The sequence below is a fragment of the Gammaproteobacteria bacterium genome (assembly GCA_013696315.1).
Taxonomy (GTDB): Bacteria; Pseudomonadota; Gammaproteobacteria; order JACCYU01; family JACCYU01; genus JACCYU01.
Window position 1 is genome coordinate 1 of sequence record JACCYU010000232.1, and the last position, 26,649, is coordinate 26,649.

General features: G+C 59.1%; 21 protein-coding genes, 1 tRNA gene and 3 pseudogenes. 2 read left to right on the forward strand and 23 right to left on the reverse strand.

Annotated features, from left to right (window positions below):
* Both H0V34_13610 and H0V34_13615 read left to right on the forward strand, forming a co-directional pair.
* On the forward strand, window positions 1–669 hold a 669-nt coding region (locus H0V34_13610), incomplete at its 5' end, for a hydantoinase B/oxoprolinase family protein (protein ID MBA2492680.1).
* Between the two features lie 165 nt (window positions 670–834).
* Window positions 835–1,461: a hypothetical protein gene (locus tag H0V34_13615; GenBank protein ID MBA2492681.1), complete on the forward strand. Its 627-nt coding sequence runs from the start codon at window positions 835–837 to the stop codon at window positions 1,459–1,461.
* Here H0V34_13615 and H0V34_13620 read toward each other — a convergent pair.
* From H0V34_13620 to rpe, 23 genes and pseudogenes are all read right to left on the reverse strand, one after another.
* Window positions 1,458–2,387 carry an IS1595 family transposase gene (locus H0V34_13620; protein ID MBA2492682.1) on the reverse strand — a complete coding sequence of 310 codons (930 nt, stop codon included), beginning with the start codon at window positions 2,385–2,387 and terminating at the stop codon, window positions 1,458–1,460. The genes H0V34_13615 and H0V34_13620 overlap by 4 nt on opposite strands.
* Window positions 2,388–2,587: 200 nt before the next feature.
* Complete coding sequence (locus H0V34_13625) at window positions 2,588–4,360, reverse strand: restriction endonuclease subunit S (protein ID MBA2492683.1); 1,773 nt, start codon at window positions 4,358–4,360, stop codon at window positions 2,588–2,590.
* Window positions 4,357–4,720: pseudogene (locus H0V34_13630) on the reverse strand (DUF86 domain-containing protein). The gene H0V34_13625 and the pseudogene H0V34_13630 overlap by 4 nt, the downstream one beginning before the upstream one ends.
* A gap of 7 nt (window positions 4,721–4,727) precedes the next feature.
* The gene (locus tag H0V34_13635; GenBank protein MBA2492684.1) at window positions 4,728–5,045 is read right to left on the reverse strand and encodes a nucleotidyltransferase domain-containing protein; all 318 of its coding nucleotides are present in this window, start codon (window positions 5,043–5,045) and stop codon (window positions 4,728–4,730) included.
* A gap of 45 nt (window positions 5,046–5,090) precedes the next feature.
* Window positions 5,091–6,402, reverse strand: a pseudogene (locus tag H0V34_13640) (N-6 DNA methylase).
* 278 nt (window positions 6,403–6,680) lie between these two features.
* Window positions 6,681–9,121, reverse strand: a pseudogene (locus tag H0V34_13645) (DEAD/DEAH box helicase family protein).
* A gap of 295 nt (window positions 9,122–9,416) precedes the next feature.
* Window positions 9,417–9,674, reverse strand: coding sequence for a hypothetical protein (locus tag H0V34_13650; GenBank protein MBA2492685.1), 258 nt, complete (start codon window positions 9,672–9,674; stop codon window positions 9,417–9,419).
* 134 nt (window positions 9,675–9,808) lie between these two features.
* Window positions 9,809–9,885: transfer RNA gene (locus H0V34_13655), tRNA-Met, on the reverse strand.
* Between the two features lie 135 nt (window positions 9,886–10,020).
* Window positions 10,021–11,460, reverse strand: a complete 1,440-nt coding sequence (gene nuoN / locus H0V34_13660; GenBank protein MBA2492686.1) for an NADH-quinone oxidoreductase subunit NuoN — start codon at window positions 11,458–11,460, stop codon at window positions 10,021–10,023.
* A 96-nt stretch (window positions 11,461–11,556) separates the two neighbouring features.
* The gene (locus tag H0V34_13665) at window positions 11,557–13,071 is read right to left on the reverse strand and encodes an NADH-quinone oxidoreductase subunit M (GenBank protein ID MBA2492687.1); all 1,515 of its coding nucleotides are present in this window, start codon (window positions 13,069–13,071) and stop codon (window positions 11,557–11,559) included.
* A 111-nt stretch (window positions 13,072–13,182) separates the two neighbouring features.
* Window positions 13,183–15,132, reverse strand: a complete 1,950-nt coding sequence (gene nuoL, locus H0V34_13670; protein ID MBA2492688.1) for an NADH-quinone oxidoreductase subunit L — start codon at window positions 15,130–15,132, stop codon at window positions 13,183–13,185.
* 132 nt (window positions 15,133–15,264) lie between these two features.
* Window positions 15,265–15,570, reverse strand: a complete 306-nt coding sequence (nuoK, locus tag H0V34_13675) for an NADH-quinone oxidoreductase subunit NuoK (protein MBA2492689.1) — start codon at window positions 15,568–15,570, stop codon at window positions 15,265–15,267.
* A gap of 124 nt (window positions 15,571–15,694) precedes the next feature.
* Window positions 15,695–16,300, reverse strand: coding sequence for an NADH-quinone oxidoreductase subunit J (locus tag H0V34_13680; protein MBA2492690.1), 606 nt, complete (start codon window positions 16,298–16,300; stop codon window positions 15,695–15,697).
* A 187-nt stretch (window positions 16,301–16,487) separates the two neighbouring features.
* Window positions 16,488–16,979 carry an NADH-quinone oxidoreductase subunit NuoI gene (gene nuoI / locus H0V34_13685; GenBank protein MBA2492691.1) on the reverse strand — a complete coding sequence of 164 codons (492 nt, stop codon included), beginning with the start codon at window positions 16,977–16,979 and terminating at the stop codon, window positions 16,488–16,490.
* Window positions 16,980–17,005: 26 nt separating this feature from the next.
* Complete coding sequence (gene nuoH / locus H0V34_13690; GenBank protein ID MBA2492692.1) at window positions 17,006–18,082, reverse strand: NADH-quinone oxidoreductase subunit NuoH; 1,077 nt, start codon at window positions 18,080–18,082, stop codon at window positions 17,006–17,008.
* Window positions 18,083–20,488 carry an NADH-quinone oxidoreductase subunit G gene (locus H0V34_13695; GenBank protein ID MBA2492693.1) on the reverse strand — a complete coding sequence of 802 codons (2,406 nt, stop codon included), beginning with the start codon at window positions 20,486–20,488 and terminating at the stop codon, window positions 18,083–18,085.
* A gap of 90 nt (window positions 20,489–20,578) precedes the next feature.
* Window positions 20,579–21,871, reverse strand: coding sequence for an NADH-quinone oxidoreductase subunit NuoF (gene nuoF / locus H0V34_13700; GenBank protein ID MBA2492694.1), 1,293 nt, complete (start codon window positions 21,869–21,871; stop codon window positions 20,579–20,581).
* 12 nt (window positions 21,872–21,883) lie between these two features.
* Window positions 21,884–22,381 carry an NADH-quinone oxidoreductase subunit NuoE gene (nuoE, locus tag H0V34_13705; protein ID MBA2492695.1) on the reverse strand — a complete coding sequence of 166 codons (498 nt, stop codon included), beginning with the start codon at window positions 22,379–22,381 and terminating at the stop codon, window positions 21,884–21,886.
* A gap of 53 nt (window positions 22,382–22,434) precedes the next feature.
* Window positions 22,435–23,688, reverse strand: a complete 1,254-nt coding sequence (locus H0V34_13710; GenBank protein ID MBA2492696.1) for an NADH-quinone oxidoreductase subunit D — start codon at window positions 23,686–23,688, stop codon at window positions 22,435–22,437.
* Window positions 23,681–24,406 (reverse strand): NADH-quinone oxidoreductase subunit C, encoded by a 726-nt coding sequence (locus tag H0V34_13715; protein MBA2492697.1) that lies wholly within the window; start codon window positions 24,404–24,406, stop codon window positions 23,681–23,683. The genes H0V34_13710 and H0V34_13715 overlap by 8 nt, the downstream gene beginning before the upstream one ends.
* Before the next feature lie 16 nt (window positions 24,407–24,422).
* Complete coding sequence (locus tag H0V34_13720) at window positions 24,423–24,899, reverse strand: NADH-quinone oxidoreductase subunit B (GenBank protein MBA2492698.1); 477 nt, start codon at window positions 24,897–24,899, stop codon at window positions 24,423–24,425.
* Window positions 24,900–24,902: 3 nt separating this feature from the next.
* Complete coding sequence (locus H0V34_13725; GenBank protein MBA2492699.1) at window positions 24,903–25,259, reverse strand: NADH-quinone oxidoreductase subunit A; 357 nt, start codon at window positions 25,257–25,259, stop codon at window positions 24,903–24,905.
* 346 nt (window positions 25,260–25,605) lie between these two features.
* The gene (rpe, locus tag H0V34_13730; GenBank protein ID MBA2492700.1) at window positions 25,606–26,337 is read right to left on the reverse strand and encodes a ribulose-phosphate 3-epimerase; all 732 of its coding nucleotides are present in this window, start codon (window positions 26,335–26,337) and stop codon (window positions 25,606–25,608) included.
* Window positions 26,338–26,649 lie beyond the last annotated feature (312 nt).

The window sequence follows — 26,649 nt, forward strand, 5'->3', positions numbered from 1 at the left end:
TACGTGTTCCGCTGCATGGTCAACGACAACATTCCGATGAACGCCGGCTGCCTGAAGCCCATCGAGATCGTGTTCGGAGAAAACTCGATGCTGTCGCCGAAATACCCCGCCGCGGTGGTGGCCGGCAACGTCGAGACGAGCCAGGCGGTGACCGACACGCTGTTCGGGGCGCTGAACGCGCTGGCCCCGGCGCAAGGGACGATGAACAACTTCAACTTCGGCAACGACCGCCACCAGTATTACGAGACGATCGCGGGCGGCTCCGGCGCAGGGCCCGACTTCGACGGCACGAGCGTCGTGCAGACGCACATGACCAACTCGCGCCTGACCGATCCCGAAGTGCTTGAATTCCGCTTGCCGGTAAGGCTCGAAAGCTTCGCGATCCGCAAAGGATCGGGCGGCGACGGCAATCATCGCGGCGGCGACGGCGCCGTGCGGCGCGTGCGCTTTCTGGAGCAAATGACGGCGTCGATCCTGTCGAACGGTCGGCGCGTACCTGCCTTCGGCGTGGCCGGCGGCCTGCCCGGTGCGCCTGGCAACAACCGGATCGAGCGCGCCGACGGTCGCACGGAGGTGCTCGAACACATAGCCTCCGCGCCGATGGAGCCGGGCGATATCTTCGTCATAGAGACGCCGGGCGGCGGCGGTTATGGCAAGCCACGACGATAGGTGCATGACGGACACTCATTAGCGATCGTATACTTGATGCAAGGCCGTATAAGAATTATGCTAGGGCATGCGTCGAATTATTAATATTTGCTTGGATTTTATCGGCTTACCGGGCGACTTGGATTCGCTCATCAAGTTTTTGGATTTCCGGCAGGGATCGGAATTGTGAGCGGCGCTCTGCCCCCTATTGTAGGCGGGTACTGGGCATGGGTGCCGCTGGGTGCCGTTGTAGGTTTCGCCTTTGCGATGATGGCGCTTTCTTTCATTCTTCAAGTAAGAAAACGTGCAACGATTTTCCAACAAATTTCAATTGATGGAGTTGGCATCATGGATGTTGGCGTAGTGGGCCTAGACGGTTCAGAGAAGCTGCATAAACTCACGAACCTAACTTTAAAATGTACGCTTCGTAATCATAGCGAGCAAACTGTTTTCTATAGCTTAAGGCGTGTCACACACTCAGTCCAAGGAAGGACCCCGACTCGGAGTATGGAAGAACAAGTCAATATTGTTCACGCAAAATCTATTCAACTATTTTCGCTCGCGACTCTGCCAGATATAGAGCTTGGGCATGATCTGCCGAAAGGACATATAGACTTAGAAATTGCATATGGTCCTAGTAAGGACAATCTGCGTTACCTATTCAGGTATGAAAGCACACCCCTTATCGGGTGGACGTATTATGCCGAAAGAAAATCAGGTCAGTTAAATATCATTTCACCGATCAAGCGCATTGCGCATGAGAGGCGTGCTACTGGTTTCTTAGTAAATGGCAAATCTCGGAATGCGTGTTAGACGGAGATTAACTCTTTGTACTCAAGTTTTCCTGAATTGATGAGCTTATTGATAGTGTCTCTGAATAACCAAGCGTTGTCCCTGTTATTGAAACGCCATTCCATTTCGTCGAGGTAGGCATCCAGATGTTTCGCACTGATGTTGTGGTAAGAACCAGCGACAGCACGCTTGAGAAGGCTCCAAACGTTCTCAATGCTATTTGTATGAACGTCACCACGCACATATTCTTTGATGCTGTGATTCACCGTCTCATGGCGTGTGTCGTCATCTGCAATACCGCCATATGCCGCCCAATCATCGGTATAGATAACTTCCGCGTCTGGCGCGACATGTTCCTTGATAAAGGCGTGCAGAGATTTACGGTCACGGCCTTTAACAACCTGAAGGCGAATCTTGCCGCCGCGTTCGATAACGCCAACGACGATAGTTTTATTGCCTTTGTATCCGCGTCCTTTACCTGTGGTCTCGCCGCCGATGTACGTCTCATCGACTTTGATTCGGCCTCTAAGCGTAGGCTCGGAAACTTCGCTCATGGCGGCTCTAATACGATGACAGAGATACCATGCTGTTTTGTAAGAAACGCCGAGCGTGCGTTTAACTTGATTAGCAGATACGCCTTTTCTGGATTCTGTCATCATGTAAATGGTCAGAAACCATTTCCACAACGGAAGGTGGCTGTCGTGGAAGATCGAACCGGCAGTAACAGAGAATTGGTAGCGGCATGAATCACAATCGTATTGGTTACGCTTAGCGATTGTCGAAATGACTTTGCCGGCGCAACGTGGGCAGTCAATGGCATTCGGCCAGCGAAGCTCTTTTAGATACTCGCGACACTTATCCTCGCTGCCAAACTCCTCTATGAGCTTTACCAAGTTGATTTCTTGTTTGGGTTCGGATGGTTTTTTCTTAGCAACCACAACGGCCATGTGAGTACCTATGTCAAAGCAAAAAAAGCCTGTTACTGACTTAACGACCGAAGAGACTATCAAGCGCCTTTTCCCTAAGAAGGTTCGAGAGAAGGCTAAGGAAGTCGCGCGTGAAAAAGACAAACCTAAAAAGCGCGAAATATCCCTATAAACATAGGATAAGGCATTACTTACCTTGCGTCAAGTAGATGATCACGCACTCATTCAGCCGCCGCCACCCGAGCTGGCCTGGTGACCTCTTCGGGGCTTGTATGCGTGTCGCTTTCGCCCTGAGCCAGAACCTCGGCGAGAACGGCTGCGAGCAGGCGACGGCGGGTGGCGGTGGCAAGGTCAAGGCTCGCCTCCAGCCGGTCGCACAACGCCATCAGATCATCGACCTTGGCGACGATGCGGTGTTGTTCGGCGAGAGGCTGGAGGGGAATCAGAACCGAAATCAGGATCTCGAGATTGATATTCTTTTGAGCCGTTGCGGGCGCGAACTCTAGGAGGTTCGCTTTGGCGGTTCGAACGAAATATTCAAAGTATCTCGCATTCTCGAACATCGACGCAGGAACAAACCCGACGACACTATCGGGGAAACAAGCATCGAAGCCCAATATCCCGCTGTCCGCGATATTGGCCGCGATGGTGATACAAAGCGCCCCTCTTCGCCATTTGAAGCTCTGCGACAAACCGAAGTCGTTGTATTTACTCGTGTAGGTCTCGATGGCGCCCTGTGATCGCGCAACGTCACCCGTTTGGATCATCAGATGCGTGCCGCCAACGAAGAGCGCCGGATCGTTGCGAGGGCGGTGTTTCGATTTGCCTCTGCCGAATGTGCCAAGTTCGGGGAAGCGTCCCCACTCCCATCCTAGAGGCGGGGCGAATGGGGCATGGTCCAAGTCGGGTTCCGGCTGGAGTTCTTGGCGCTTGGCCTTTCCCTCTTTGACCAGACGCGCCTTTTCCTTCGCGATCCGCTTCAGCAGTTCTGACGCCGGTCCGTCGCTCGCATCCTGCGGCACGAGCTTGCCGCGTACGGCGAGGTTGAGGATGGTCTGGCGGAGTTGCTTGATCTGGTCGGGGCGTGTGGTGAGGGCCGGCAGCGCGTCGAGCGCGAAGCGGGCGTCGGCCTGGAAGCTTTCGGGATCGGGCGCGTTGAGGCGGGCGAGGCTCGCCGCCGCCAGCCGGTTGCGCGTCGCCTCGCGGCTTCCCCGCGCCGCCTCCAGCCGGTCGCACAACGCCATCAACTCATCGACCTTGGCGACGATGCGGTGCTGCTCGGCGAGCGGTGGGAGGGGAAAAGGAATTGCAGCGACGATCTTGCCCGACACTTCCTTGAACGTGGTGCCCGGCGCATTGGCGTCGATCTCTGGCGCGAATGCCCTCATTGCGGTTGCGATGAAGCGCGAGCAGTCCGCGATGTAGGGAACGATCGACTTGAAGCCCTGATTGGTCGAAATTGGATTGGCGGCGATGGCAACGTAGCCGATCGGTGCCCGGCTGGTGAACAACACCGTGCCCTTCGGCATGACGGTTGCCGATGAAGCCCGCGATCCCTTTTCCGACAGATCGCGGGAACCTCGCGAGATGTAGAGGTGTGAGTAGCCACCAAGATCAGCCGGCGGCAGCCACGGAACGCCCTCGCCGGGCTCTGCGAAGTTGTCAGCATCGGCGGCCGGTGGCGTGCCGCCGCCAACGATTGCGCCGACTGCATCAAGCCGCACCCATCTCCACGTCACCGGGATCGCGAAAGGCTCGTCGAGGTCGTTGCCGCTATCAAGGTCACGCGGCTTGCGAAGCTCACCCGTCTTCACCAGCCGCGCCTTCTCCTTCGCGATCCGCTTCAGCAATTCCGACGCCGGTTCGTCGTTCACATCCTGCGGCACCAGCTGGCCGCGCACGGCCAGATCGAGAATGAAGCGGCGCAGCCGCGCAATTGCGTCGGGCGCGTCCACAACGCGTTCATAGTGGGCCAGCAGGCGTTCGGCGTTCACGCCTCGGGCGCGCCTTCAGAGGGAATGAGCGGTGACAGTGTGGCGATCAGAGGGCCGAGCTCTTCTGTGACCACTGACCAGACAATGTCCAGATCCTCCTCGGCATAACCGTGAATCAGCCGGTGGCACATCCCGGTGATCTCGCGCCAGGGGATTTCCGGGTGCGCCGCCCGAAACTCAGGCGAGACGTGGCTGGCAGCCTCGCCGATCACTTCCAGCGAGCGGATCACCGCGTTCTGGTGCAGGCGGCTCGTGCAGAACGTTGCTTCGTCCATACCGGCCACGAAGTCGCGCGCATCCTGCGGGGGCGAGCAGCATGTCGAGCAGAAGCGATTGATCCTTTTCCGCACGCGCGGCCATAGATAGGTCACCCATAAACAGGTTGAGCGTCCTTCAGGATACTGCGGCGGCGAATGTAGTTTCGGCTTTGATCCAACGTCTTACGCTCCACCAGATCGACCCGCCGCCCAAAAAGCCGTTCCAGCGCCTCGGCAAGATCGAAAAACTGCGCCAGCGAAGCCATCCGGCTATCAGGGATGAACTCCACAAGAAAATCTGCGTCGCTGGTGGCGGGATCGAAATCGACTCCCCGCGCGGCCGAACCAAACACTTCAAGCCGCGCCACGTCATAGCGCCGGCAGAGCGCAATCAACTCATCCCGCTTCTCAGCGATATCCGCGTGCATGGTGGCCTCCAATCGCCGTGCTAGCGTAGTTTTCCATTTCACCATTCAACGGGTGAGCGCCTCGGCGAGGATCGCCTTCAACTGGTCGCGATAGCGCGCCGTCTCGGCCTCGGCGGCGGCGAGGTCGGCCAGCAGCGTTTCCGGGTCGCCGTGGTCGTCGGCCACCGCGTGCGGGTTCTTGATATCGAGGTTGTAGCCGCGCGCCTTCACCTCCTCCGCCGTCACATTCCACGCCTGCGGCGACACCTGGCGATCCTGGCGCGCGTTACCGCCCCACCAGTCGATGCAGCCCTGCAGATGCGCGAAGCGGATCGGCTTGGTCATCGAATAGGCTTTCTGTCCTTGCGGAACATGGTGCTCCCAGAACCAGATGTCTCTTGTCGGCGCGCCCTTCTCGAAAAATAGAAGGTTGGTGCCGATCGAGGCATAGGGCTTGAACACGGAATTGGGCAGGCGGACGATGTGTGGAGGTTGCACTCCTCCATCAGGTGTTCCTTCAGCCGCGTCTTGACGCCCTCGCCAAACAGCGTGCCATCCGGCAGCACGACGGCGGCGCGGCCGTCCTGTTTCAGCAGGCGCACGATCAGCGCCAGGAACAGCTCTGCGGTTTCCTTGGTGCGGAATGTTGGAAAGCCGTTCTCGATGCCGTCTTCTTCTTTCCCTCCAAAGGGCGGATTGGTGAGCACGATGTCGACGCGCTCGTCCTTCGTCCAACTGACCAAGGCGCGGCGAAGCGTATTGTCATGACGAACGAAGCTCGGGTCCTCGATGCCGTGTAGCAGCATGTTGGTGACGCACAGCATGTGGGGAAGCTGCTTCTTCTCCACCGCGCGCAGGGCGGCCTGCATGTTCGTCTCATCCTCGGGCCGCCTGACGTGACGCTTGCGCATATGGCCGATTGCACAGGTAAGAAAGCCGCCGGTGCCGCAAGCGGGATCGAGCAGTATCTCGCTGGGCTTTGGGTCGATGCGGTCGGCCATGAAGGCCGTCACGGCGCGTGGCGTGTAGAACTCGCCCGCGTTGCCGGCCGACTGAAGGTTGTTGAGAATCTGGCAGGCCCGGCGACCGCCGCCGTGTAGTAAGGGATGTATTCGAAGACGCCTACGCCGGGAATGAACTCCAGAAGCGCGTCGCCGGTGATTCCTTCCGGGTCCGCCGCCCGTGATCGCCATTGCGGCTCTTCAGGAGCTGGCGAGCAGTAGCTACCGCGCATGACTTCGAATTCCTGGTCCTGGTCATCGATGATCTTGAGGAAGAACATCCAGCAAAGCTGGCTGATGCGCTGGGCGTCGCCATCGACGCCGACATCCTGGCGCATGATGTCCTGAATGGCTTTAACGGTTGTGCGGGCAGACATGGTCGGCTGGTGTGGTTCGCGGATATAGGGACGCGAGGCTATTGACAGTTGCGTAGATCGTTAACAGGTTGAGTAACTTGTCATTCTGAGGCCCCTTCGCTTTGCTCAAGGCCTGCCCTGAGCTTGCGAACGGGATAAACTCCGGCCGAAGAATCTCCAGTTTCCGAGGGAAAACCAGATGCTTCACTCCGAGATCCTTCGCTGCGCTCAGGATGACAGCTTTATTTGTTAAGTACTTATGCAAGACTCTATAAGCTGCTGCTTGAGATTTGCCTAGGTTATACCGCCTCCTCGTAGAGGGCTTCCTGTAACTCAGTCGTGGCCTGCTCGTATTCAGCCTGACCGCCAAAGGATTTGATGAGCTGCAAAGGCGTGCCCGGGCTTGTGAACGGCGAGATACGCAGCACATTTTTGTCGTCGAAGTTGAGCACGCCCTCGTCCGCGTACTTGGCGAGCAGCCCGTCGAGCACCGCGCGCGCCTGATCGCCGTACCTTGCGAGGGCATCGCGCTTTTTTACGTTCGCGGCCCGTTCACGTCGAGTGAGCGGTTTCGCGTCGAACGCAATGTGGCATATGAAATCGAACGGATCGACGTCTTTACCCAGTTCTTCGGCGATTTGTGCGAGTGGCAGCCCTTCTGCCTCAAGTTCTTCGAGAATTGCCTGCTTGCGCCGGCTGGTTTTCCAGCGCCTGAAGTCGTCGAGGCTCGCGTATCGTTTCGTCAACGCCTTTTTCGTGAAATCGCGCAGACTCTCGGTTACGAGCTTGCCGTCCTCGTCGAGGTATTCGATGCGCTCAGCGACGATGACTGCGCTGACGCCTTCCACGTAGACCTTCTTTTTCTTGCGACTGTCGGGCGAGCCTAGGTCAGTCAGATCATCGATGATCGTTTCATCTGCATCTGGCTGGGCTGGAAAGGTCTCGCCCTCTTGATCGGACGGAGGCACATCGTCAGGCGGCGCCATTGGCTCGTCCTCGCCCGGCCCGTAAATCTGCACCGGTTCGCCGTCGAACTCTGGCTCCGCAAAATGACTGGTCGCACCGCGAAAGTCGATGAGCGTGAAATAGAACTTGCGGGTGTCCTCATGTACACGCGTGCCACGGCCGACGATCTGCTTGAACTCGGTCATCGAGCGCACCTCGCGATCAAGCACGATCAGCCTGCAGGTCTGCACATCGATGCCGGTCGAAAGAAGTCGCGAAGTGGTGACCAGCACGGGATATCTGGCTTCCGGATCGATAAAATTGCCGAGCTGGTCCTGCCCCTCCTTGTCGTTGCCGGTGATGCGCATGACGTAGCGGTGATTCTCGGCGCACAAGTCACCGTTCTCATTCGTCAGCGCCTGACGCATCCGCGCCGCATGCTCCTGATCGACGCAGAATACGATGGCTTTCTGAAAGCGATCGCCACTCTCCTTCAGAAACTCGGTGACCTTTCTCGCGACCAGTTTTGTCCGTTCGTCCAGAACCAGCGTGCGATCAAAATCTCTGGCGTTGTAAACGCGATCCGCGACCTCCTCGCCCACGCGGTCGAGCTGACCTTTTTCGGGCCGGTAACCCTCCACATCCCTGTCGATGTGGACCTTGACCACCTTGTACGGAGCAAGAAAGCCGTCGCGGATGCCCTGCTTCAGGGAATACGAATAAACCGGGTCGCCGAAATAATGAATGTTGGAAACATATTTCGTCTCGTTGGGCGTGGCGGTCAGGCCGATTTGGGTGGCGTTTGAAAAGTATTCGAGGATTTCACGCCACGCTGAATCCTCCGCTGCACTGCCGCGATGACACTCATCAATCACGATCAGATCGAAGAAACCGGGCGAGAACTCGCGAAACAGCTTTTGCCTTTCCTCCGGGCCGGTAATCGCCTGATACAGACCCAGATAAATCTCGTATGCAGGGTCGATCCGGCGTTTTTTGTCCAGGGCCAGAGTGAGGTCAATTTTGGCGCCATCAGCGCGATCGATGGTCCTGGCTTTGGTCGAGAGCTTGGCCATCTTGCCGCCAAACGGCCGAAAGTCATTGACCATGGTCTGGTCGATCAGGACATTGCGGTCGGCCAGAAACAGAATGCGTTTCTTGCGGCCCGCTTTCCACAATCGCCAGATAATCTGAAAGGCGGTGTAGGTCTTGCCAGTGCCGGTCGCCATCACCAGCAGGATGCGGTTCTGCCCTTTGGCGATTGCCTCGACCGCGGCATTGATGGCGTTGACTTGATAATAGCGCGGTGCCTTGCCACTACCGTCGTCGTAGTAGTGTTGAAGGACCATTTCCTCGGTTTCTGGTGTCAAGCCCTTCCACACGCGATAGCGTGTCCACAGATCGGCCGGCGACGGGAAGGCATCAAGAGCGAGGTGGGTCTCGCTGGCGCCGCCGATCGATGTGCGATCATGGAACATGAAGCCGTCACCGTTCGACGAAAAAACGAACGGTATGCCAAGCGTTTCCGCATATTCGAGGCCTTGCTGCATGCCCTCGCTTACGCCGGAGGAGTTGTCTTTTGCCTCGATCAGAGCCAGCCGGATGTTCGGCCTGTAATAGAGAAGTCAGCGCGCTTGCCCTTGCCACGGCTGACGAGCTTGCCGCGCACGATGATGCGGCCCCTGGTGAAACTCACCTCTTCCCGTATCTGCGACATTTCATCCCAGCCCGCGCGCCGCAAGGCGGGCGTGATGAATTTTGTGCAGATGTCGCGTTCGCTTAAACCCGATTTGTCCATCGTGTTTTTAGCAGCCTCGACTCACTTATGCGAAGGGTCCGTTTTAGCGATAAGTGATAGATGCCTGTCACCCAATCTGTCTGGCGACAGGTCTCTTATCTCGAGCCATCGCCTCTTTTTCCCAGAACAGCAACGGATACGCGGGTCGTGTGCGTGAACAAGTCCCAGAGACATACAGGATTGTAGCGTGACTTTGCTTATCGTCATCGCGCTTATAACGAATGTCGTTGCTGGACTATGCGCTGCGACCATGGGGAGCGTGCGTCACAAGCGCGATGCGTAGTTTTCGCTGGGACTAGAAGAGCAGCTTGAACACCGCCGCGATAATGCCGAGCAGTCCCGCGACGATCGACATGATACTGATGATGCCGCCGCGGATGCTCGGTGCGGCAGCCAGCACCATGCCAATGACACCCAGTACGATTGCGGCGATCGCGAGCGCAAACCCCAGGAAGGCTCCGAAGAAAAAGCTGGCGATAGCCGCGCCGATTGCAAGCAGAGAGGGAAGACTGTATTCCGGATGCCGCCCCCGTGTCGCGTGATTCTGGTTCATGAGTTTGCCTCAAGGTTTGTTAGCCGGGTTGGATGTCAACGGACTTCTGTGAACTGCCGCGGACACTGCGGGCATAAAAAAACCCACGTTTCTGCGGGCTTAAGAACTTTGACGGACATTGTCGAAACTTCAAATGGTAGCGGGGGCAGGATTCGAACCTGCGACCTTCGGGTTATGAGCCCGACGAGCTACCGGACTGCTCCACCCCGCATCAAAAGGTAAGACCCGAATCCTAAGCCGGCAAGTGTACTTATCCCAACTGTCTATTTCAAGGCACATCGCCTGCCAGATAATTCGGCACCAACTGCGTGCTGACACGGCGTGGCCTCGCTGCCGCGGTTCGGCTTCACCGGCCGCCGACGGCCATCGCGCACAGCGACATCAAACCACCGGGGAAAAGAAACAGCCCGAGCATCGAAAGCCCGTTGATGCTGAGCGCGACGTTCATAACCGGGTTGCTGGAGAGCGGCCTGTCGGTCTCCGCTTCGGTGAAGTACATGAACCAGACCACGCGCAGATAGTAAAACGCGCCCACGATCGAGAACACCACCGCGTAGACCGCGAGCCACACCATGTCGACCTGGATCACCGCCTGCAGTACGGACAGCTTCGCGTAAAACCCGACGGTCAACGGCACGCCGGTCATGGCGAACATCAGCAGCAGCATCATGAACGCGAACCAGGGGCTGCGCGCGCTGAGGCCCTTGAAGTCGTCCAGGTTCTCGGCCTCGAAGCCGCGCTCGCTTAGCCACAGGATCATGCCGAACGCACCCAGCGCCATCAACGAATACACCAGCATGTAGAACATCGCGGCGGCATAGCCTTGCCTAGTGCCCGCGAGGATGCCCAGCAGCACAAAACCTACGTGCGAGATCGCGGAATACGCCAGCATGCGCTTGAGGTTCGATTGCGCGATGGCGACCACGTTACCCAGCCCGATCGACAGCGCCGCCAGCAGCGCGAGCATGCCCTGCCAGTCGGATTGCAAACCTCCAAGACCGTCGGCCAGCAGGCGCATGAACATCGCGAACGCGGCGACCTTGGAAATCGTGCCGATATACAACGTTACCGAGGTGGGCGCACCGTGATAGACATCCGGCAGCCACATGTGAAATGGCGCCGCACCCAGCTTGAACGCGAGCCCGACTATCACGAACGACAGGCCGAACAGCAGCGCCACATTCACCTCACCGGCGACCAGCTCGCGCGCGACTTCGGGAATGACGAGGCTGCCGGTGAGTCCATACAGTATCGACATCCCATACAGCAGCATGCCGGAGGCGATGGCGCCCAGCACGAAGTATTTCATGGCTGCCTCGCTGGCCTGATCCGAGTCGCGATCCAGCGCCACCATCGCGTACAGGCACAGCGACAGCAACTCCAGACCGAGATAAATGGTGATGAAACTATGGGCGGAAATCATGACCATGGTGCCCAGCATGCCGAACAGACCGAGCACGCAGTATTCGCCCTTGAACAAGTCGCGTTCTTTCAGATAGTCGCGCGAATAGACGAATGTCGTGGCGGTCACCAGATACACGAATGACTTCAACACCATCGCCAGATGATCGGCCACGTAGCTGCCGCCGAACGTCGGCTGCGCGCGTGGATCGTACACTGCCCAGGTAATCAACAGCGCACCGACCAGACTGATCTGCGTAAGCCAGTAAGTCACATCACGCTGCGCGTCCTTGAGAAACAGATCCGCGACCAGAATGACGCATCCTGCCGCAAGCACGAAGATCTCCGGCGCGGCCGGCGCGAAGTCGGGTATCACGATATTCATATTGCTAACGATTGGGTCCGCGAAGTACGCGAAGGGTGCAAAATCATATCATTCACTTATTGGCGTCATTTGCGTTTTTCGCGGACATTCGTGCGTTCATAGTTTCGATACCGCCACGTGCCGCAGGAGGTTCTCCACCGAAGAGTGCATCACGTCCAGCAGCGGCGCCGGCCACACACCCAGCAGCAGCACGACCGCCGCCAGCAGCCCCAGGATCAGAAATTCGCGCTGGTTGAGGTCGCTTAGCGCCGCCACGTGCTCATTGGCCACCGGCCCGAACACCACCCGCTTGACCATCCACAAGGTATAGGCCGCGCCCAGCACCAGGATGGTCGCAGCCAGCAGCGCATACCAGAAGCCGGCCTTGAAGCTCGCGAGTATCACCATGAATTCGCCAACAAAGCCGGAGGTGCCGGGCAAACCGGCGTTGGCCATGGCGAACAGCACGAAAAACGACGCGAACACCGGCATGGTGTTCACCACGCCGCCGTAGTCGGCGATGCTGCGGCTGTGCATGCGATCGTACAGCACGCCCACGCACAGAAACATCGCGCCCGAGACGAAGCCGTGCGATACCATCTGCGTGATGCCGCCCTCGACACCCAGCGCCGCGCCCTGCCCGCTGTTCGAGGCGTCCAGCAAACGGAAGACGAGAAAAAAACCCAGGGTTACGAAACCCATGTGGGCGATAGAAGAATATGCAATCAGCTTTTTCATGTCCTGCTGCGCCAGCGCCACGAAACCTATGTAAACCACCGCGATCAAGGACATCAGAATGATCAGCCAGTCCAGCGCCGCGCTCGCGTCCGGCGCGATGGGCAGGCTGAAGCGCAGAAAGCCGTACCCGCCGATCTTCAGCAGGATCGCCGCCAGGATAACCGAACCGCCGGTGGGCGCCTCCACGTGCGCGTCGGGCAGCCAGGTGTGCACCGGCCACATCGGCACTTTCACGGCGAACGCGGCCAGAAATGCCAGGAAGATCAGCGTCTGCTCCGTCAGGCTTAACGGCAGCCGATGAAAATCCAGGATCGCGAAACTGCCGGTTTGTGCGTACATGTAGATCAGCGCCACCAGCATGAACACCGAACCCAGAAAGGTGTAAAGAAAGAACTTGATCGTCGCGTAGATGCGTCGCTCGCCGCCCCAGATGCCGATGATCAGGAACATCGGGATCAGCATGCCTTCGAAAAATACGTAGAACAGCACCGCGTCCAGCGCGACAAACGTCCCCACCAGAAGTCCTTCGAGAATCAGAAACGCGGCCATGTATTGCGCCACGCGACGCTGGATTACTCCCCAGCCGGCGATCACGACAAGCACGGTCGTAAACGTGGTGAGCAGGATCAACGGCATGGAAATGCCGTCCACGCCAACGTGATAGTTGATATTGAACGTATCGACCCAGGGCGTGAGCTCGACGAACTGCATCAGCGGCGTGGCGCGATCGAAGCCGGTGAAGAGCGGAATGCTCAAGAGGAAGGTCACCACCGATGCACCCAGCGCCACGCGACGCGCGGTGTCCGGCGCTTGATCGCCCGCCACCAGCGCGGCGACACCGCCGAAAATCGGCAGCCAGATGACCAGGCTTAGAAGAGGTATTGAAGCACTCATGAAATCCCCCCACCTTTTCCAAAGGGGAGAAAGTCAGCATCCTTTTTAAAAGGAGGGAAAGTCAGCATCCTTTTTAAACAGGAGGAAATGGCAGCGTCGATGAACGGGTCGTTAGACAAAGGCAAACGCGCTCAACAGCAGCAGCAAGCCAATAATCATCACGAACGCATAGTGATAAAGATAACCGGTCTGCGCGAGGCGCGCCCGTCCCGAGAGCCAGCCGACCATGCGCGCGGTGCCATTGACCATCGCGCCATCGATGATGCTCACGTCGCCCGCCCGCCACAGCACATGCGCGAGCCCGCGGCCGCCGCCGACGAGGACGTGCTCGTTGAATTCGTCGAAGCCGTATTTGCGCTGCAAAATAGCGCTCGCCCAGAAAAAGCGCCGCTCGATCACCGCCGGCAGATCAGGCCGCTGGATATAAAGCCACCAGGCCGTGGCAAGGCCCGCGAGCGCCAGCCACACCGGCGGCGCAGTAAGCCCATGCAGGATATAACTCAGCACGCCGTGATAGTGGTGCGCGAGTTCGCCCAGCACGTCATGCGCGGGAGCCACTTGAATTGCGTCATCGAAAAATCCGCCGAACAGGAGCGGCCCGATCACGAAACCCGCGATCACGGACGGCAGCGCGAGCGCCATCAGCGGCCAGGTGATCACGCGCGGCGATTCGTGCAGGTGCGCCTTGAGGTGTGGATCGATGCGCTCCGGCCCATGAAACACGAGAAAGAACATCCGGAATGTATACAACGCGGTAACGAACACGCCGGTCAGCACCAGCCAGTACGCCAGGCCCGAACCCGGCAGATGCGAGGCGTGCACGGCCTCGATGATGGCGTCCTTGGAGAAGAATCCCGAAAACCCGGGAAAGCCAATCAGCGCCAGCGAAGCCGAGAGCGCCGTCCAGTACGTGACCGGCATGTACTTTTTCAGACCACCCATGCGGCGGATGTCCTGCTCGTGATGCAGGGCGACGATTACCGATCCCGCGGCCAGGAACAGCAACGCCTTGAAAAATGCGTGCGTCATCAGATGGAAAATGCCGGCGGCGTAGGCCGACGCGCCAAGGGCGACGGTCATATAACCGAGCTGCGAGAGCGTGGAATACGCCACCACGCGTTTGATGTCGTTCTGAACGATGCCGACCAGCCCCATGAGAAACGCGGTCAGCGCGCCGATCACCATGACGAACGACAGCGCCGTCTCCGAGAACTCGTACAGCGGCGACATGCGCGCGACCATGAAAATGCCCGCGGTCACCATGGTCGCGGCATGGATCAGTGCGGAAATCGGCGTTGGGCCTTCCATCGAATCGGGCAGCCACACGTGCAGCGGCATCTGCGCGGACTTGCCCATCGCGCCGATGAACAAGAGAATACAGATGACCGTCACCAGCGACCAATCGGCGCCCGGTAGCACGGCAATGGTCTCGCCCGCTAGGGCTTGCGCCTGCCCGAACACCGCGAAATAGTCGAGGCTGCCGGTGTAGGCGACGATCGCCGCGATGCCCAGCACGAAGCCGAAGTCGCCGACCCGGTTAACCAGGAACGCTTTCAGGTTCGCGCGGATTGCGCTCTCGCGCGTGTACCAGAAACCGATCAGCAGATACGACACCAGCCCCACCGCTTCCCAGCCGAAAAACAACTGCAAAAAATTGTTGCTCATCACCAGCATCAGCATGGAGAAGGTGAATAGCGAGATGTAGCTGAAGAATCGCTGATAACCGGGGTCGTCGTGCATGTAGCCGATCGTGTACACGTGCACCATCAACGACACGAAGGTGACGACCGTCATCATCAGCGCGGTCAGATTGTCGATCAGAAAACCCATCTCGAAACGGATGCCGTCCGAGACCATCCAGGTGTAGATCGATTCGTTGAACACGGGCGCGCCGTTGATGGCGATATGCCAGAACGCCACCAGCGACAGCAGAAACGACAGGCCGATCGCGCCGATGGTCACCGAATGCGCGCCGGTCCGGCCGATTCGTGTGCCGAACAGCCCGGCGACGATCGCGGCCAGCAGCGGCGCAAACGCGATGATCAGATAAACGAGCTCCATACCTTAGCGTCCGCAATCGAGCGGCGTTAACTGCGAACGCGCAAAGGACGCCAAGGCAAACCTTAAATCATTCATCGATTTTCTTTGCGACCTCTGCGTACTTGCGGTGAACCAGATCTTGAATGACACCTGCTAGCCCTTCATCTGATCCAGGTCCTGCACGTTGATCGTCTCGCGGTTGCGGAACAGAACCACGAGGATCGCGAGCCCGATCGCGGACTCCGCCGCCGCCACCGTGAGGATGAAGAACACGAACACCTGACCCGCGATATCGTTGGCGTAGTATGAGAACGCGATAAAATTCATGTTGACCGCCAGCAGCATCAGCTCGATCGACATGAGCAGCACGATCACGTTTTTGCGGTTCAGAAAGATGCCCGCCACGCTCAACGAAAACAGGATCGCGCCGAGGATGAGAAAATTGGAAAGCGGGATCACGCACCACTCCTCGCGCAAAGACGCAAAGACGCAAAGTTATCGACGCGCGCGTGCTTTTTTCGATTCACTGCGGAAAACCTTATTGCCTTTTAGTGCTTTGCGGCTTAGCGTCTTTGCGCGAACATCACTTGCGCGCGACGCGCGGCTCACTCGGCATGCTGACCAGCCGCACGCGTCCGGCCCTGCGCGCGCCGATCTGCGCGGCCGGGTCCTGATACTTGTTCTCCGGTCGACGGCGCAAAGTCAGGGAGATCGCGGCGATAATCGCGACCAGCAGAATCACCGCCGCGATCTCGAAGGGGTAGACATATTCCGTGTACAGCACCCGCCCCAGCGCCTCGGTATTGCTGACATCGCCGAGCGCGGACGACGGCCGCGTGCGGTTGAATGTCTCCGAACCGACGATGAGCGTCATCTCGATGACCATAACCGCGGCCACGACCAGTCCCAGCGGCAGGTATTGCGTAAATCCGGAACGCAGCTGCGCGATGTTGATATCGAGCATCATCACCACGAACAGAAACAGCACCATTACCGCGCCCACGTAGACTAGCACCAGCGCGATGGCGAGGAACTCCGCCTCCATCAGCATCCACAGCGCCGCACTGGTGAAGAAGGTCAGCACCAGAAACAACGCTGCGTGCACCGGATTGCGAACCGTGATCATGCGCGCCGCCGCGAACAGCATGATGGCGGCGAAGATGTAAAAAACAAATTGCTGGAATGTCATCGATTAAGTCCGCGAAGTACGCGAAGGGCGCAAAGGAATGTAGATTCAAAGATTGCTTCTACATGACGAATTATTGAATTACCGAGTGCAAAAGACCTCCAAACTGCGAGCCAATTGGCCATTCGCAACGAAACACTGTAACCCTGATGAACAAGTTCACTTCGCGTACTTCGCGGCCCAGTTTGAATTAGCGATAGCGCGCATCGGCCGCGCGATCCGCGGCAAGTTGCGCTTCGTACTTGTCGCCGATCGCCAGCAGTTGGTCCTTGTGAATCACGTTTTCGCCGCGATTCTCGAAGTGATACTCGAAGATGCGCGTCTCGACGATGGCGTCAACCGGACAGGATTCCTCGCAGAAACCGCAGTAGATGCACTTGAACAAATCAATATCGTACAAGGTGGTGCGCCGGGTGCCATCCTCGCGCTGTTGCGATGCGATGGTGATCGCGAGCGCCGGACACACCGCCTCGCAGAGCTTGCAAGCGATACAGCGCTCCTCGCCATTCGGATAGCGCCGCAGAGCGTGCAAGCCGCGAAACCGCGGCGACTGCGGCGTTTTCTCCTCCGGATACTGCACGGTCACTTTGGGTGAGAACAGGCGCCTGCCCGTCAACCGCATCCCCCTGAACAACTCACGCAGGGTAAAGCTGTTGAAGTAGTCGCGGATATTAGCAGTCATCTAATCTCCTCCATAAGGGTGGGGCATTAATCGAACCAGGGTCCCAGATTAACGGCCACAGCCACGCCTTCGACGAACAGCCACACCAGGGTCACCGGGATCAGTACCTTCCAGCCCAGACGCATGATCTGGTCGTAACGGTAACGCGGAAACGTCGCGCGCAACCACAGAAAACAGAAAATAAAAAACGCGGCCTTGAGCAAAAACCAGTGAATGCCCGGTCCCAGCAGCCAGCCAATCACGGGCCATCCGAACACCGTGGCCGGAAAAATGCCTTCGAGCGGCGAGAGCCAGCCACCCCAGAACAGCAGCGCGGCAAGTGCTGAGATCAGAATGATATTGGCGTACTCGGCCATGAAGAAAATCGCAAAACCCATGCCGGAATATTCCACATGGAAGCCCGCCACGATCTCAGACTCGCCTTCGGCCACGTCGAACGGCGCGCGGTTGGTCTCCGCCACGCCGGAAATAAAGTAAACCATGAACAGCGGCAGCAGCGGCAACCAGAACCAGTGCAGCACACTGCCCCGCTGCGCCAGCACGATCTCGCCCAGATTGAGACTATTGGAAGCCATCAGCACGCCCACCAGCGCGAACCCCATGGCGATCTCGTAGGCGACTATCTGTGCGGCCGAGCGCATCGCGCCCAACAGCGCGTATTTGGAATTCGACGCCCAGCCAGCGATGATCACGCCATAAACGCTGAGTGAAGTGAGCGCCAGAATATACAAAAGCCCGGCGTTGATGTCGGCCAGCACAATGCCGTCGTCGAACGGAATGACAGCCCAAGCCGCCAGCGCCGGCGCGATGGATAATACCGGCGCGGACAGGAACAGCGCGCGACTGGCGCTGCTGGGGACTATGACTTCCTTGAACAGGAGCTTGAGAGCGTCCGCGAACGGTTGCAGCAAACCGTACCATCCAACGCGGTTGGGGCCAATGCGCACCTGCATAAAGCCTATTATCCTGCGTTCGGCCAGGGTGAGATAAGCGACGCTGAGCATCAGCGGCACCAGGATCGCCGTGATCTTGGTCAGTATCAGGCTCGTGGTCTGGATGCCCGGCGGCACCGCATCCCAGGCGGAGGATAATAAATCCAGCATTTACGCTCGCTCCAGCACGACGTCGCCGAACGCCGCACCCAACGTGCGAACGCTTTCGAGACCGGCGGGTATCCACGCGACATTGAGCGGCACGGTCTCGTCCAGTACCAGCGGCAGAATCGCCTCGTTTTCTCCTTGCGATACCCGCACACGCCCGACGCCGTTGAGCAACAATGTTTCAGCCTGTCGCGGATCGAGGTAACACGCGGCCGGCTTCGCGTGCGGCGTGGCCTGCAGCGCCTCTGCCCGGCGCACGACCGCGTCCAGCGCGTACATGGGTACGTCCGCCGCGCGCGTCAGCCCGGGCGCTGGTCTCGTCAGACTGAACGCGGTTTGCAAGGTCAGTGCGTTATCAAATTCGAGCTCAGCGGCGAAGCGGGCTTTCAGTTCGTCGCGCACCTGCTCGGCGGAGACGTAATCGAACCCGTGCAGACTCAGGTTATTGCCCAGCACACGAAGCACTTTCCAGCCCTGCCGCGTCTCACCGGGCGCATTGGCCGCCTGATTCCAGCTTTGCCAGCGACCTTCGAGATTGACGAACGTGCCGGCGGTCTCGGCGAAGGCCGCCACCGGCAATAACACATCGGCGTATTCACGCATCGCGTCGCTTGCGAACGGCGAACAGACCGCCACGAATGCGGACTGATCCATCGCCGCACGCGCGCGCGCTGGGTCGTCGCAATCGAACTCGGGCTCCATGCCGAACAGCAGATACGCCTTGCGGGGCGCCTCCAGCATGGCGCGTGCGTGCATGCCGGGTCGCTCGTTTGTCTTACCGCCGGGCAGCCGGTGCGGCACCACACCCGCGAGCCACGCACCCGCCGTGTTGGCGGCCTCCGGCAGATAGCCGAAGCGGCTGCCGGTGTGATCCGCGATGACAGACGCGAGCGCGCGCAGCAGCGAGAACTGCGGATGCGCGGCGGCGAGACCGCCCAGCAGAATCGCCTTCTGTCCATTTACCGCAAGCTCTTCCGCGATGGCACGCGCGTCCTCGTCTGGCTCGGCCGAGGCAAGCACCTCACGCAGCGGCGGCGGCGAGTCCACGTTCGCTTTTTCCAGGACTGTTTTTGCCACACCAGCCAGCGCATACGCCATATCCGCCGGCGCGCGAACGACGTGCCCCGCCAGGTCGAAACTGAAACCGAATTGGCGCGGATTGAGCGCCATGATCCGCGCGCCCTTGACCGCCGCCTTGCGCAGCCGGTGCGCGATGATCGGCTGTTCACGGCGCGTGTCGGACCCGATCAGCAAGGCCGCGTCCAGCCATTCAAGGTCCGGGACGGCCTGGCCCAGCCACGGGAACAGCGGGGCGGCGGCCTGATCGCTGAAATCGCATTGCCGCAGGCGATGATCGATATTATCCGTGCCCAGACCGCGCGCGATCTTACGCATTAGATAAAGCTCTTCCAGGGTCGCGTTAGGCGCCGTCAAAATTCCGATATCATCCGGGGCTTGTTGACGCAAACCGTCGGCCACAGCCTGCAGGGCCTGTTCCCAGTCGGTCACTTCCCATTGCCCCGCGTGCTTCACCATGGGTGCGAGCAGACGATCCTTGCTCGCCAGCGCCTGATAGCTGAAGCGATCGCGGTCCGAAATCCAGGTCTCGTTCAGCGACTCGTCTTCGCGCGGCACCACTCTCATCGCGCGGCCGCGCAACGTGTGCAGATAGAGGTGCGAACCGACAGAGTCATGCGGCGCGATCAGCGCGTGCTGAACCATTTCCCAAGAGCGGCCGCTGTAACGCGATGGCTTGGCGTTGAGCGCGCCCACCGGGCACACGTCGATCACGTTGCCGGACAGCTCTGAAGTCATGGCCTTTTCGATGTACGTGCCAATCTCCATGAATTCGCCACGGCCGGTGGCACCCAGTTCACGCACGCCGGCAATCTCCTCGCCGAAGCGCACGCAGCGAGTGCAGTGGATGCAGCGCGTCATGTCGGTGGAGATCAGCGGCCCGATGTTTTTGTCCCGTACGACCCGCTTCTTTTCGTTGTAGCGCGAGACGTCCTCGCCGTAGCCCATGGCGACATCCTGCAACTCGCACTCGCCGCCCTGATCGCAGATGGGGCAGTCCAGCGGATGATTGATGAGCAGGAATTCCATCGTGCCTTTCTGCGCGTCGATGGCGAGTCGCGACTGTGTATGCACCTTCATGCCGTCGGCGACCGGAAAGGCGCAGGCCGGCACCGGCTTGGGCGCCTTTTCGACCTCGACCAAGCACATGCGGCAGTTGGCCGCGATGGACAGCTTCTTGTGGTAACAGAAACGCGGAATGCGAATGTCGTAACGATCCGCCACCGAAATAATCATCTCGCCCTTGCGGGCGGTTACGGGCCGCCCGTTGATTTCCAGGTTGACGCTTGTGTGAGCGTCTCTCGCTACAGGCTTGGTATTCGTGTCAGGCATGTTTGCTAAATGTTCGCGCAGAGACGTAAAGACACAAAGCAACAAATTGGAATCTGTACGCTTTGCGACGTGACGCCTTCGTGAGGAAAGTCACGCCGCCTCTTTCGGTGTATCGGCGACGATGCTGCGGCCGTGTTCGATGTAGTGTTCGAATTCGTGGCGGAAATGCTTGATGAAACTGCGCACCGGCATCGCCGCCGCGTCGCCCAGCGCGCAGATGGTGCGGCCCTCGATCTTGCGTGCCACGTCCACGAGCTTGGTGAGGTCCGCGGGTTCGCCCTGTCCCCGCACCATGCGCGTGAGCATGCGATACAACCAGCCGGTGCCTTCGCGGCACGGCGTGCACTGGCCGCAGGATTCGGACATATAAAAGCGCGAGATACGGCGCAGAACCTCCACCATATCGGTGCTGTCGTCCATCACGATCACCGCGCCGGAACCCAGCAGCGAGCCGGCCTTGACAATTGAATCGTAGTCCATGCGGGTTTGCATCATCACGTCGCCCGGCAGCACCGGCACTGACGAGCCGCCCGGGATTACCGCCTTAAGTGCGCGTCCGCCGCGCATGCCGCCGGCCATCTCCAGCAATTCCGCAAACGGCGTGCGCATTGGTATCTCGAAATTGCCGGGCCGCTCCACGTGACCCGACACCGAAAAGCATTTCACGCCGCCGCTCTTCTCGGTGCCGAAGTCGGCGAACCATTTGGCGCCGTTGCGCATAATCGCCGGCACGGAAGCCAGGGTTTCCGTGTTGTTGATGGTAGTGGGCCGTCCATACAGGCCGTAGCCTGCGGGAAAAGGCGGCTTGAAGCGCGGCAGGCCTTTGTTGCCTTCCAGCGATTCCAGCAGCGCGGTTTCCTCGCCGCAGATGTAGGCGCCGGCGCCCAAGGTATCGTGAAGCTCGAAATCGACGCCGGAACCGAGAATGTCTTTGCCCAGATAACCTTCCGCATAAGCCTCGTTCAGCGCGTGCTTGAAGCGCCGATAGACCTCGTCCTGAAATTCGCCGCGCAGGTAGTTATAGCCCACCGTTACGTGCATGGCATAAGCGGCGATCGCCATGCCCTCGATCAGCGCGTGCGGGTTAAAACGAAGAATATCGCGGTCCTTGCAGGTGCCGGGTTCGGATTCGTCCGAATTGCACACGAGATAACTCGATCCGCGCGCTTCTTTGGGCATAAAGCTCCATTTCATGCCGGTGTAAAAACCGGCGCCGCCCCGACCGCGCAGTCCCGATGCCTTGATTTCTTCGATGATGGCGTCGCGTGAAACCTTGTCATGCAGGATGCGCTGCCACGCCTCGTAGCCGCCGACCTTTCGATAATTCGCTAACGTCCACGGCTCATCGAATTTCAGGGTTGCGAAACAGACCTCGTTAGCCATGCATACCAACCATTACGAATCCAGTTTCTCCAATATCGAATCCACCCGTTCGGGGGTGAGATTTTCATGATACACGTGATCGATCTGCATCATCGGCGCGCCGCAGCAGGCGGCCAGACACTCTTCTTCCTGCTTCAAATAGAAGCGGCCATCCGGCGTGCTTTCGCCGGTCTTGATGCCCAGTTTGTTCTCCAGATGCGCGACAATTTCATCCGACCCGCGCAGCATGCACGACACGTTGGTACAAACCGAAATCGAGTGCCGGCCTACCGGCTTAAGCTCGAACATCGAATAAAACGTCGCGACCTCGTACACAGCGATTCGCGGCATGTCTAGATATCCGGCCACCGCATCCATCATTTCGGTCGACAGCCATCCATGCTCACGCTGCACCACCCGCAACGCATTCAGCACGGCGGACTGCTTCTTGTCCGGCGGAAAACGCGCCACCCAGCCGTCGATTTCGGCACGCATCTGCTCGGACAACTGAATCTGTCCCGGCGCCGGCATCAGATGAACATCCGCGGAAGTTTGGAGCAAATCTGATTATTCATGAGTCCGTATTAACGATCGATCTCCCCGAACACAATATCCTGCGATCCGATGATCGCCACCACGTCGGCAAGCATGTGTCCGCGGGCCATTTCTTCCAGCGCGGCCAGATGCGGAAAACCCGGCGCGCGAATTTTCACGCGGTACGGCTTGTTGGCGCCATCAGAGATCAGGTAACAACCGAACTCGCCTTTGGGCGCTTCTACCGCCGCGTACACTTCGCCGGCTGGCACGCAGTAACCTTCCGTGAACAGCTTGAAGTGATGAATCAGGGCTTCCATATCGGCCTTCATCTCTTCGCGCGCGGGCGGCGTGATCTTGTGCTCGTCCAGCATCACCGGGCCAGGATTTTCGCGCAGCCAGTCTATGCACTGTTTGACAATCGCGTTCGACTGACGCATCTCCTCGATGCGTACCAGATAACGGTCGTAGCAGTCACCGTTCACACCGATCGGAATGTCGAATTTCATCTGCTCGTAAACTTCATACGGCTGCTTGCGCCGCAGATCCCACTCGACGCCGGAACCGCGCAGCATGGGACCGGTGAAGCCCAGTTGCAGAGCGCGCTCCGGTGAGACCACGCCGATGGACACCGTACGCTGTTTCCAGATGCGGTTGTCGGTCAGCAGGGTTTCGTAATCGTCCACGCAGGCCGGGAAGCGCCGAGTGAAATCCTCGATGAAATCCAGCAGCGAGCCACCGCGCGCGGCATTCAGCCGCATTGTGTCTTGCGCATCGTGCCAGCGCGATGCCTGATACTGCGGCATGCGATCCGGCAGATCGCGATACACGCCACCGGGCCGGTAATACGTCGCATGCATGCGCGCACCGGAAACCGCCTCGTAGCAGTCCATCAGGTCTTCGCGTTCGCGAAAAGCGTACAGGAACACGGTCATCGCGCCGATGTCCAGCGCGTGCGCGCCCAGCCACATCAGGTGATTCAGAATCCGCGTGATCTCGTCGAACATCACGCGGATATACCTCGCGCGCAGCGGCGGATCGATCCCCAACAGTTTCTCGATAGCCAGCACGTAGCCGTGCTCGTTGCACATCATGGACACATAGTCCAGCCGGTCCATGTAGCCGATGCTCTGGTTGTACGGCTTGCTCTCCGCAAGCTTTTCCGTCGCCCGGTGCAGCAGGCCGATGTGCGGGTCCGCGCCCTGGATCACCTCGCCATCGAGCTCCAGCACCAGCCGCAGCACACCATGCGCGGACGGATGCTGTGGCCCGAAGTTCATGGTGTAGTTGCGAATCTCAGGCACCGGGCGGTTTCTCCTCGACGACCTTCTCGATGTAGCGATGGTCGTCACGTATCACTTTGGGCACCAGCACCCGGGGTTCGATGGTGACCGGCTGATAAATGACCCTGCCCTGCTCGGGGTCATAGCGCATCTCGACCGTACCGATCAACGGAAAATCCTTGCGGAACGGATGTCCCATAAAACCGTAGTCGGTCAGAATCCTGCGCAGATCGGGATGCCCGTCGAACACGATTCCGTACAAATCGAACGCCTCGCGCTCGAACCAGTTGGCCGAGGCCCACACGCCGATGACCGAATCCACCATCGGCCAGTCATCGTTTTCGCAGAATACTTTCAGGCGCAGCCGCTGATTGTGACTGACCGACAGCAATTGATATGCGACCGCGAATCTCGGGCCCGTGCTTTTGGCCGTTGCGGGCGCGTTTTCAAAACTGAAGCGGGCGTAGCTCTCTTGCTCGACGCCACGGCTGAACCCTTGACCGGTGGCCTCTTCGGTAGACCACTCATCCACGCCGTAGGCGAGATAATCCACACCGGCGAGGTCGATCAACTGCTCGAAGCGGAAATCGGCCTCGTCGCGCAATGATTTCGCGACCGTCAATAAATCCGCCGGAAGCAGGGTCAGGCTGATTTCGTCGTAAGCGAGCACGCAATCCCGCACCGTGTCGCCGAAGCGCTCGCGCAGACCAGTCTTAAGCGCCGTGAGATGTTCGCTCATGAGATTTGCCAAACGATCAGCGCGCGATGGTGTTGGTGCGCCTGATCTTGTTTTGCAGTTGCAGGATGCCGAACAGCAGGGCTTCCGCGGTTGGCGGACAGCCCGGCACATAGATGTCTACGGGCACAATGCGGTCGCAGCCGCGCACCACCGAGTAGGAGTAATGATAATAACCGCCGCCATTGGCGCACGACCCCATTGAAATCACCCATTTGGGGTCCGCCATCTGGTCGTACACCTTGCGTAGCGCGGGCGCCATCTTGTTGACCAGTGTGCCGGCCACGATCATCACGTCGGACTGGCGCGGACTGGGACGGAAAATCATGCCGAAGCGGTCCATGTCGTAGCGTGCCGCACCGGCGTGCATCATTTCCACCGCGCAGCAGGCAAGGCCAAACGTCACCGGCCACAACGAACCGGTACGCGCCCAGTTGATGAGCTGATCGGCCGTGGTGGTGACAAAACCTTTATCGAGAACGCCTTCTATGCCCATGCCTTATTCCCACTCCAGCGCGCCTTTCTTCCACTCATAGATGAAACCGATCACCAGAACACCTAAGAATACCGCCATCGCGACCAGACCGAACAGGCCGATCGAATCCAGCGCCACCGCCCATGGAAAAAGGAATGCAATCTCCAGATCGAAAATGATGAACAGGATGGCGACCAGGTAATAGCGCACATCGAATTTCATGCGCGAGTCCTCGAACGCCTCGAAACCGCATTCGTACGGCGAATCTTTGTCTTTGCCCGGTTGCCTGGGCCCGGCAAGCGATCCCAGCACCAGAGGTATGATGCCGAACACGAGCGCCACAACCATGAAAATAAGGATGGGCAGATAATTTTCAAGCATGTTTATAGGCTCCCTGAAGCGGGATTCGTTCAGCGTCTGGACTATGAGGTTAGCGAACCGGCTTCGTGATGCAACGGGGCCGTTGAGCGGTTGCGATTCAAGTCGTGATGATAACGAAGAATGGCATGCGTGGCGAGCCTGCACCGATGCTCTGGCCGCACGGCAATAGCTGCTTGAATCTGGCTACACACATTGCGCCGCGCGTGGCGAACATGGGGAGTACGAACGAACGTCCACATCATTGGCAGCCGGCCCGTGCGCCGGCATCAATTGCGGAATGACCTCGGCTTCTAATGCACCGGCCATGCGGGCCAGTTTCTGCTCGCCCTGCGTCGCACCGGACGCCCTAACGCAAACCTTCGTGGCGCGCGCCAGGGTCACAGGTTACGGCGTCGGAGTCACGCGCCGACGGCTCCTTGTCAGCCAGCGCGGCGCGCAGGTTGCCGATTGCGCGTGTGTAGTCTCCGGCGCCGAAGATGGCCGAGCCCGCTACGAATGTGTCAGCGCCCGCGCGCCCGATGCCGCCGATATTGTCCGCGGTGACGCCGCCGTCAACTTCCAGCCAGATGTCGCGCCCCGTGGCGTCGATCCGGCGTCGCACGGCGGTGAGCTTGTTGAGCGCTTCGGGAATGAACGTCTGGCCGCCGAAACCGGGATTTACGGACATGATCAGCACCAGGTCCAGATGCTCCAGGATATGATTTAGGTACATTAGCGGCGTGGCCGGATTAAAGACCAGCCCGGCCTTGCAGCCGTGATCGTGAATCAATGCGATGGTGCGATCGATGTGCTCGGACGCTTCGGGATGAAAGCTGATGATGTCAGCGCCGGCCTTGGCGAAATCGGGAATGATGCGATCCACCGGCTTGACCATCAGGTGCACGTCGATGGGCAGCTTGACATGCGGGCGGAGCGCCGCGCACACGAGCGGGCCGATGGTCAAATTGGGCACGTAGTGATTATCCATCACGTCGAAGTGGATGAGATCGGCGCCCGCCGCGCTCAGCGCGCGCACTTCCTCGCCCAGCCGCGCGAAGTCCGCCGACAGAATGCTGGGCGCGATGCGCCCCGCCGCCATGCCCACACCTGACCGGCTGGGTTCATCGCGCATCGTCATTCGTCCTTTCACGATTATTCGACTTCTCAGGCCTAGCGGCCCCCTCGGACCACTGTCCGAACACAGGGCTCACGACAATGTCCGCGGCGGTTATGGTTCATCAGATCCTCGCGCCGCAGCGACTTACAGCCCGACATCCCCGGCGGCGCACGCGCGCGCGCAGGCGATCAGGCTCCCGGTGTGCGCACGCAGTTAGCTCGATGCGATACCCGGCTCAATGAGCATATTATGACTTTATATTACTGGCGGCTAGCGCGGCACTGAGACTTTGCC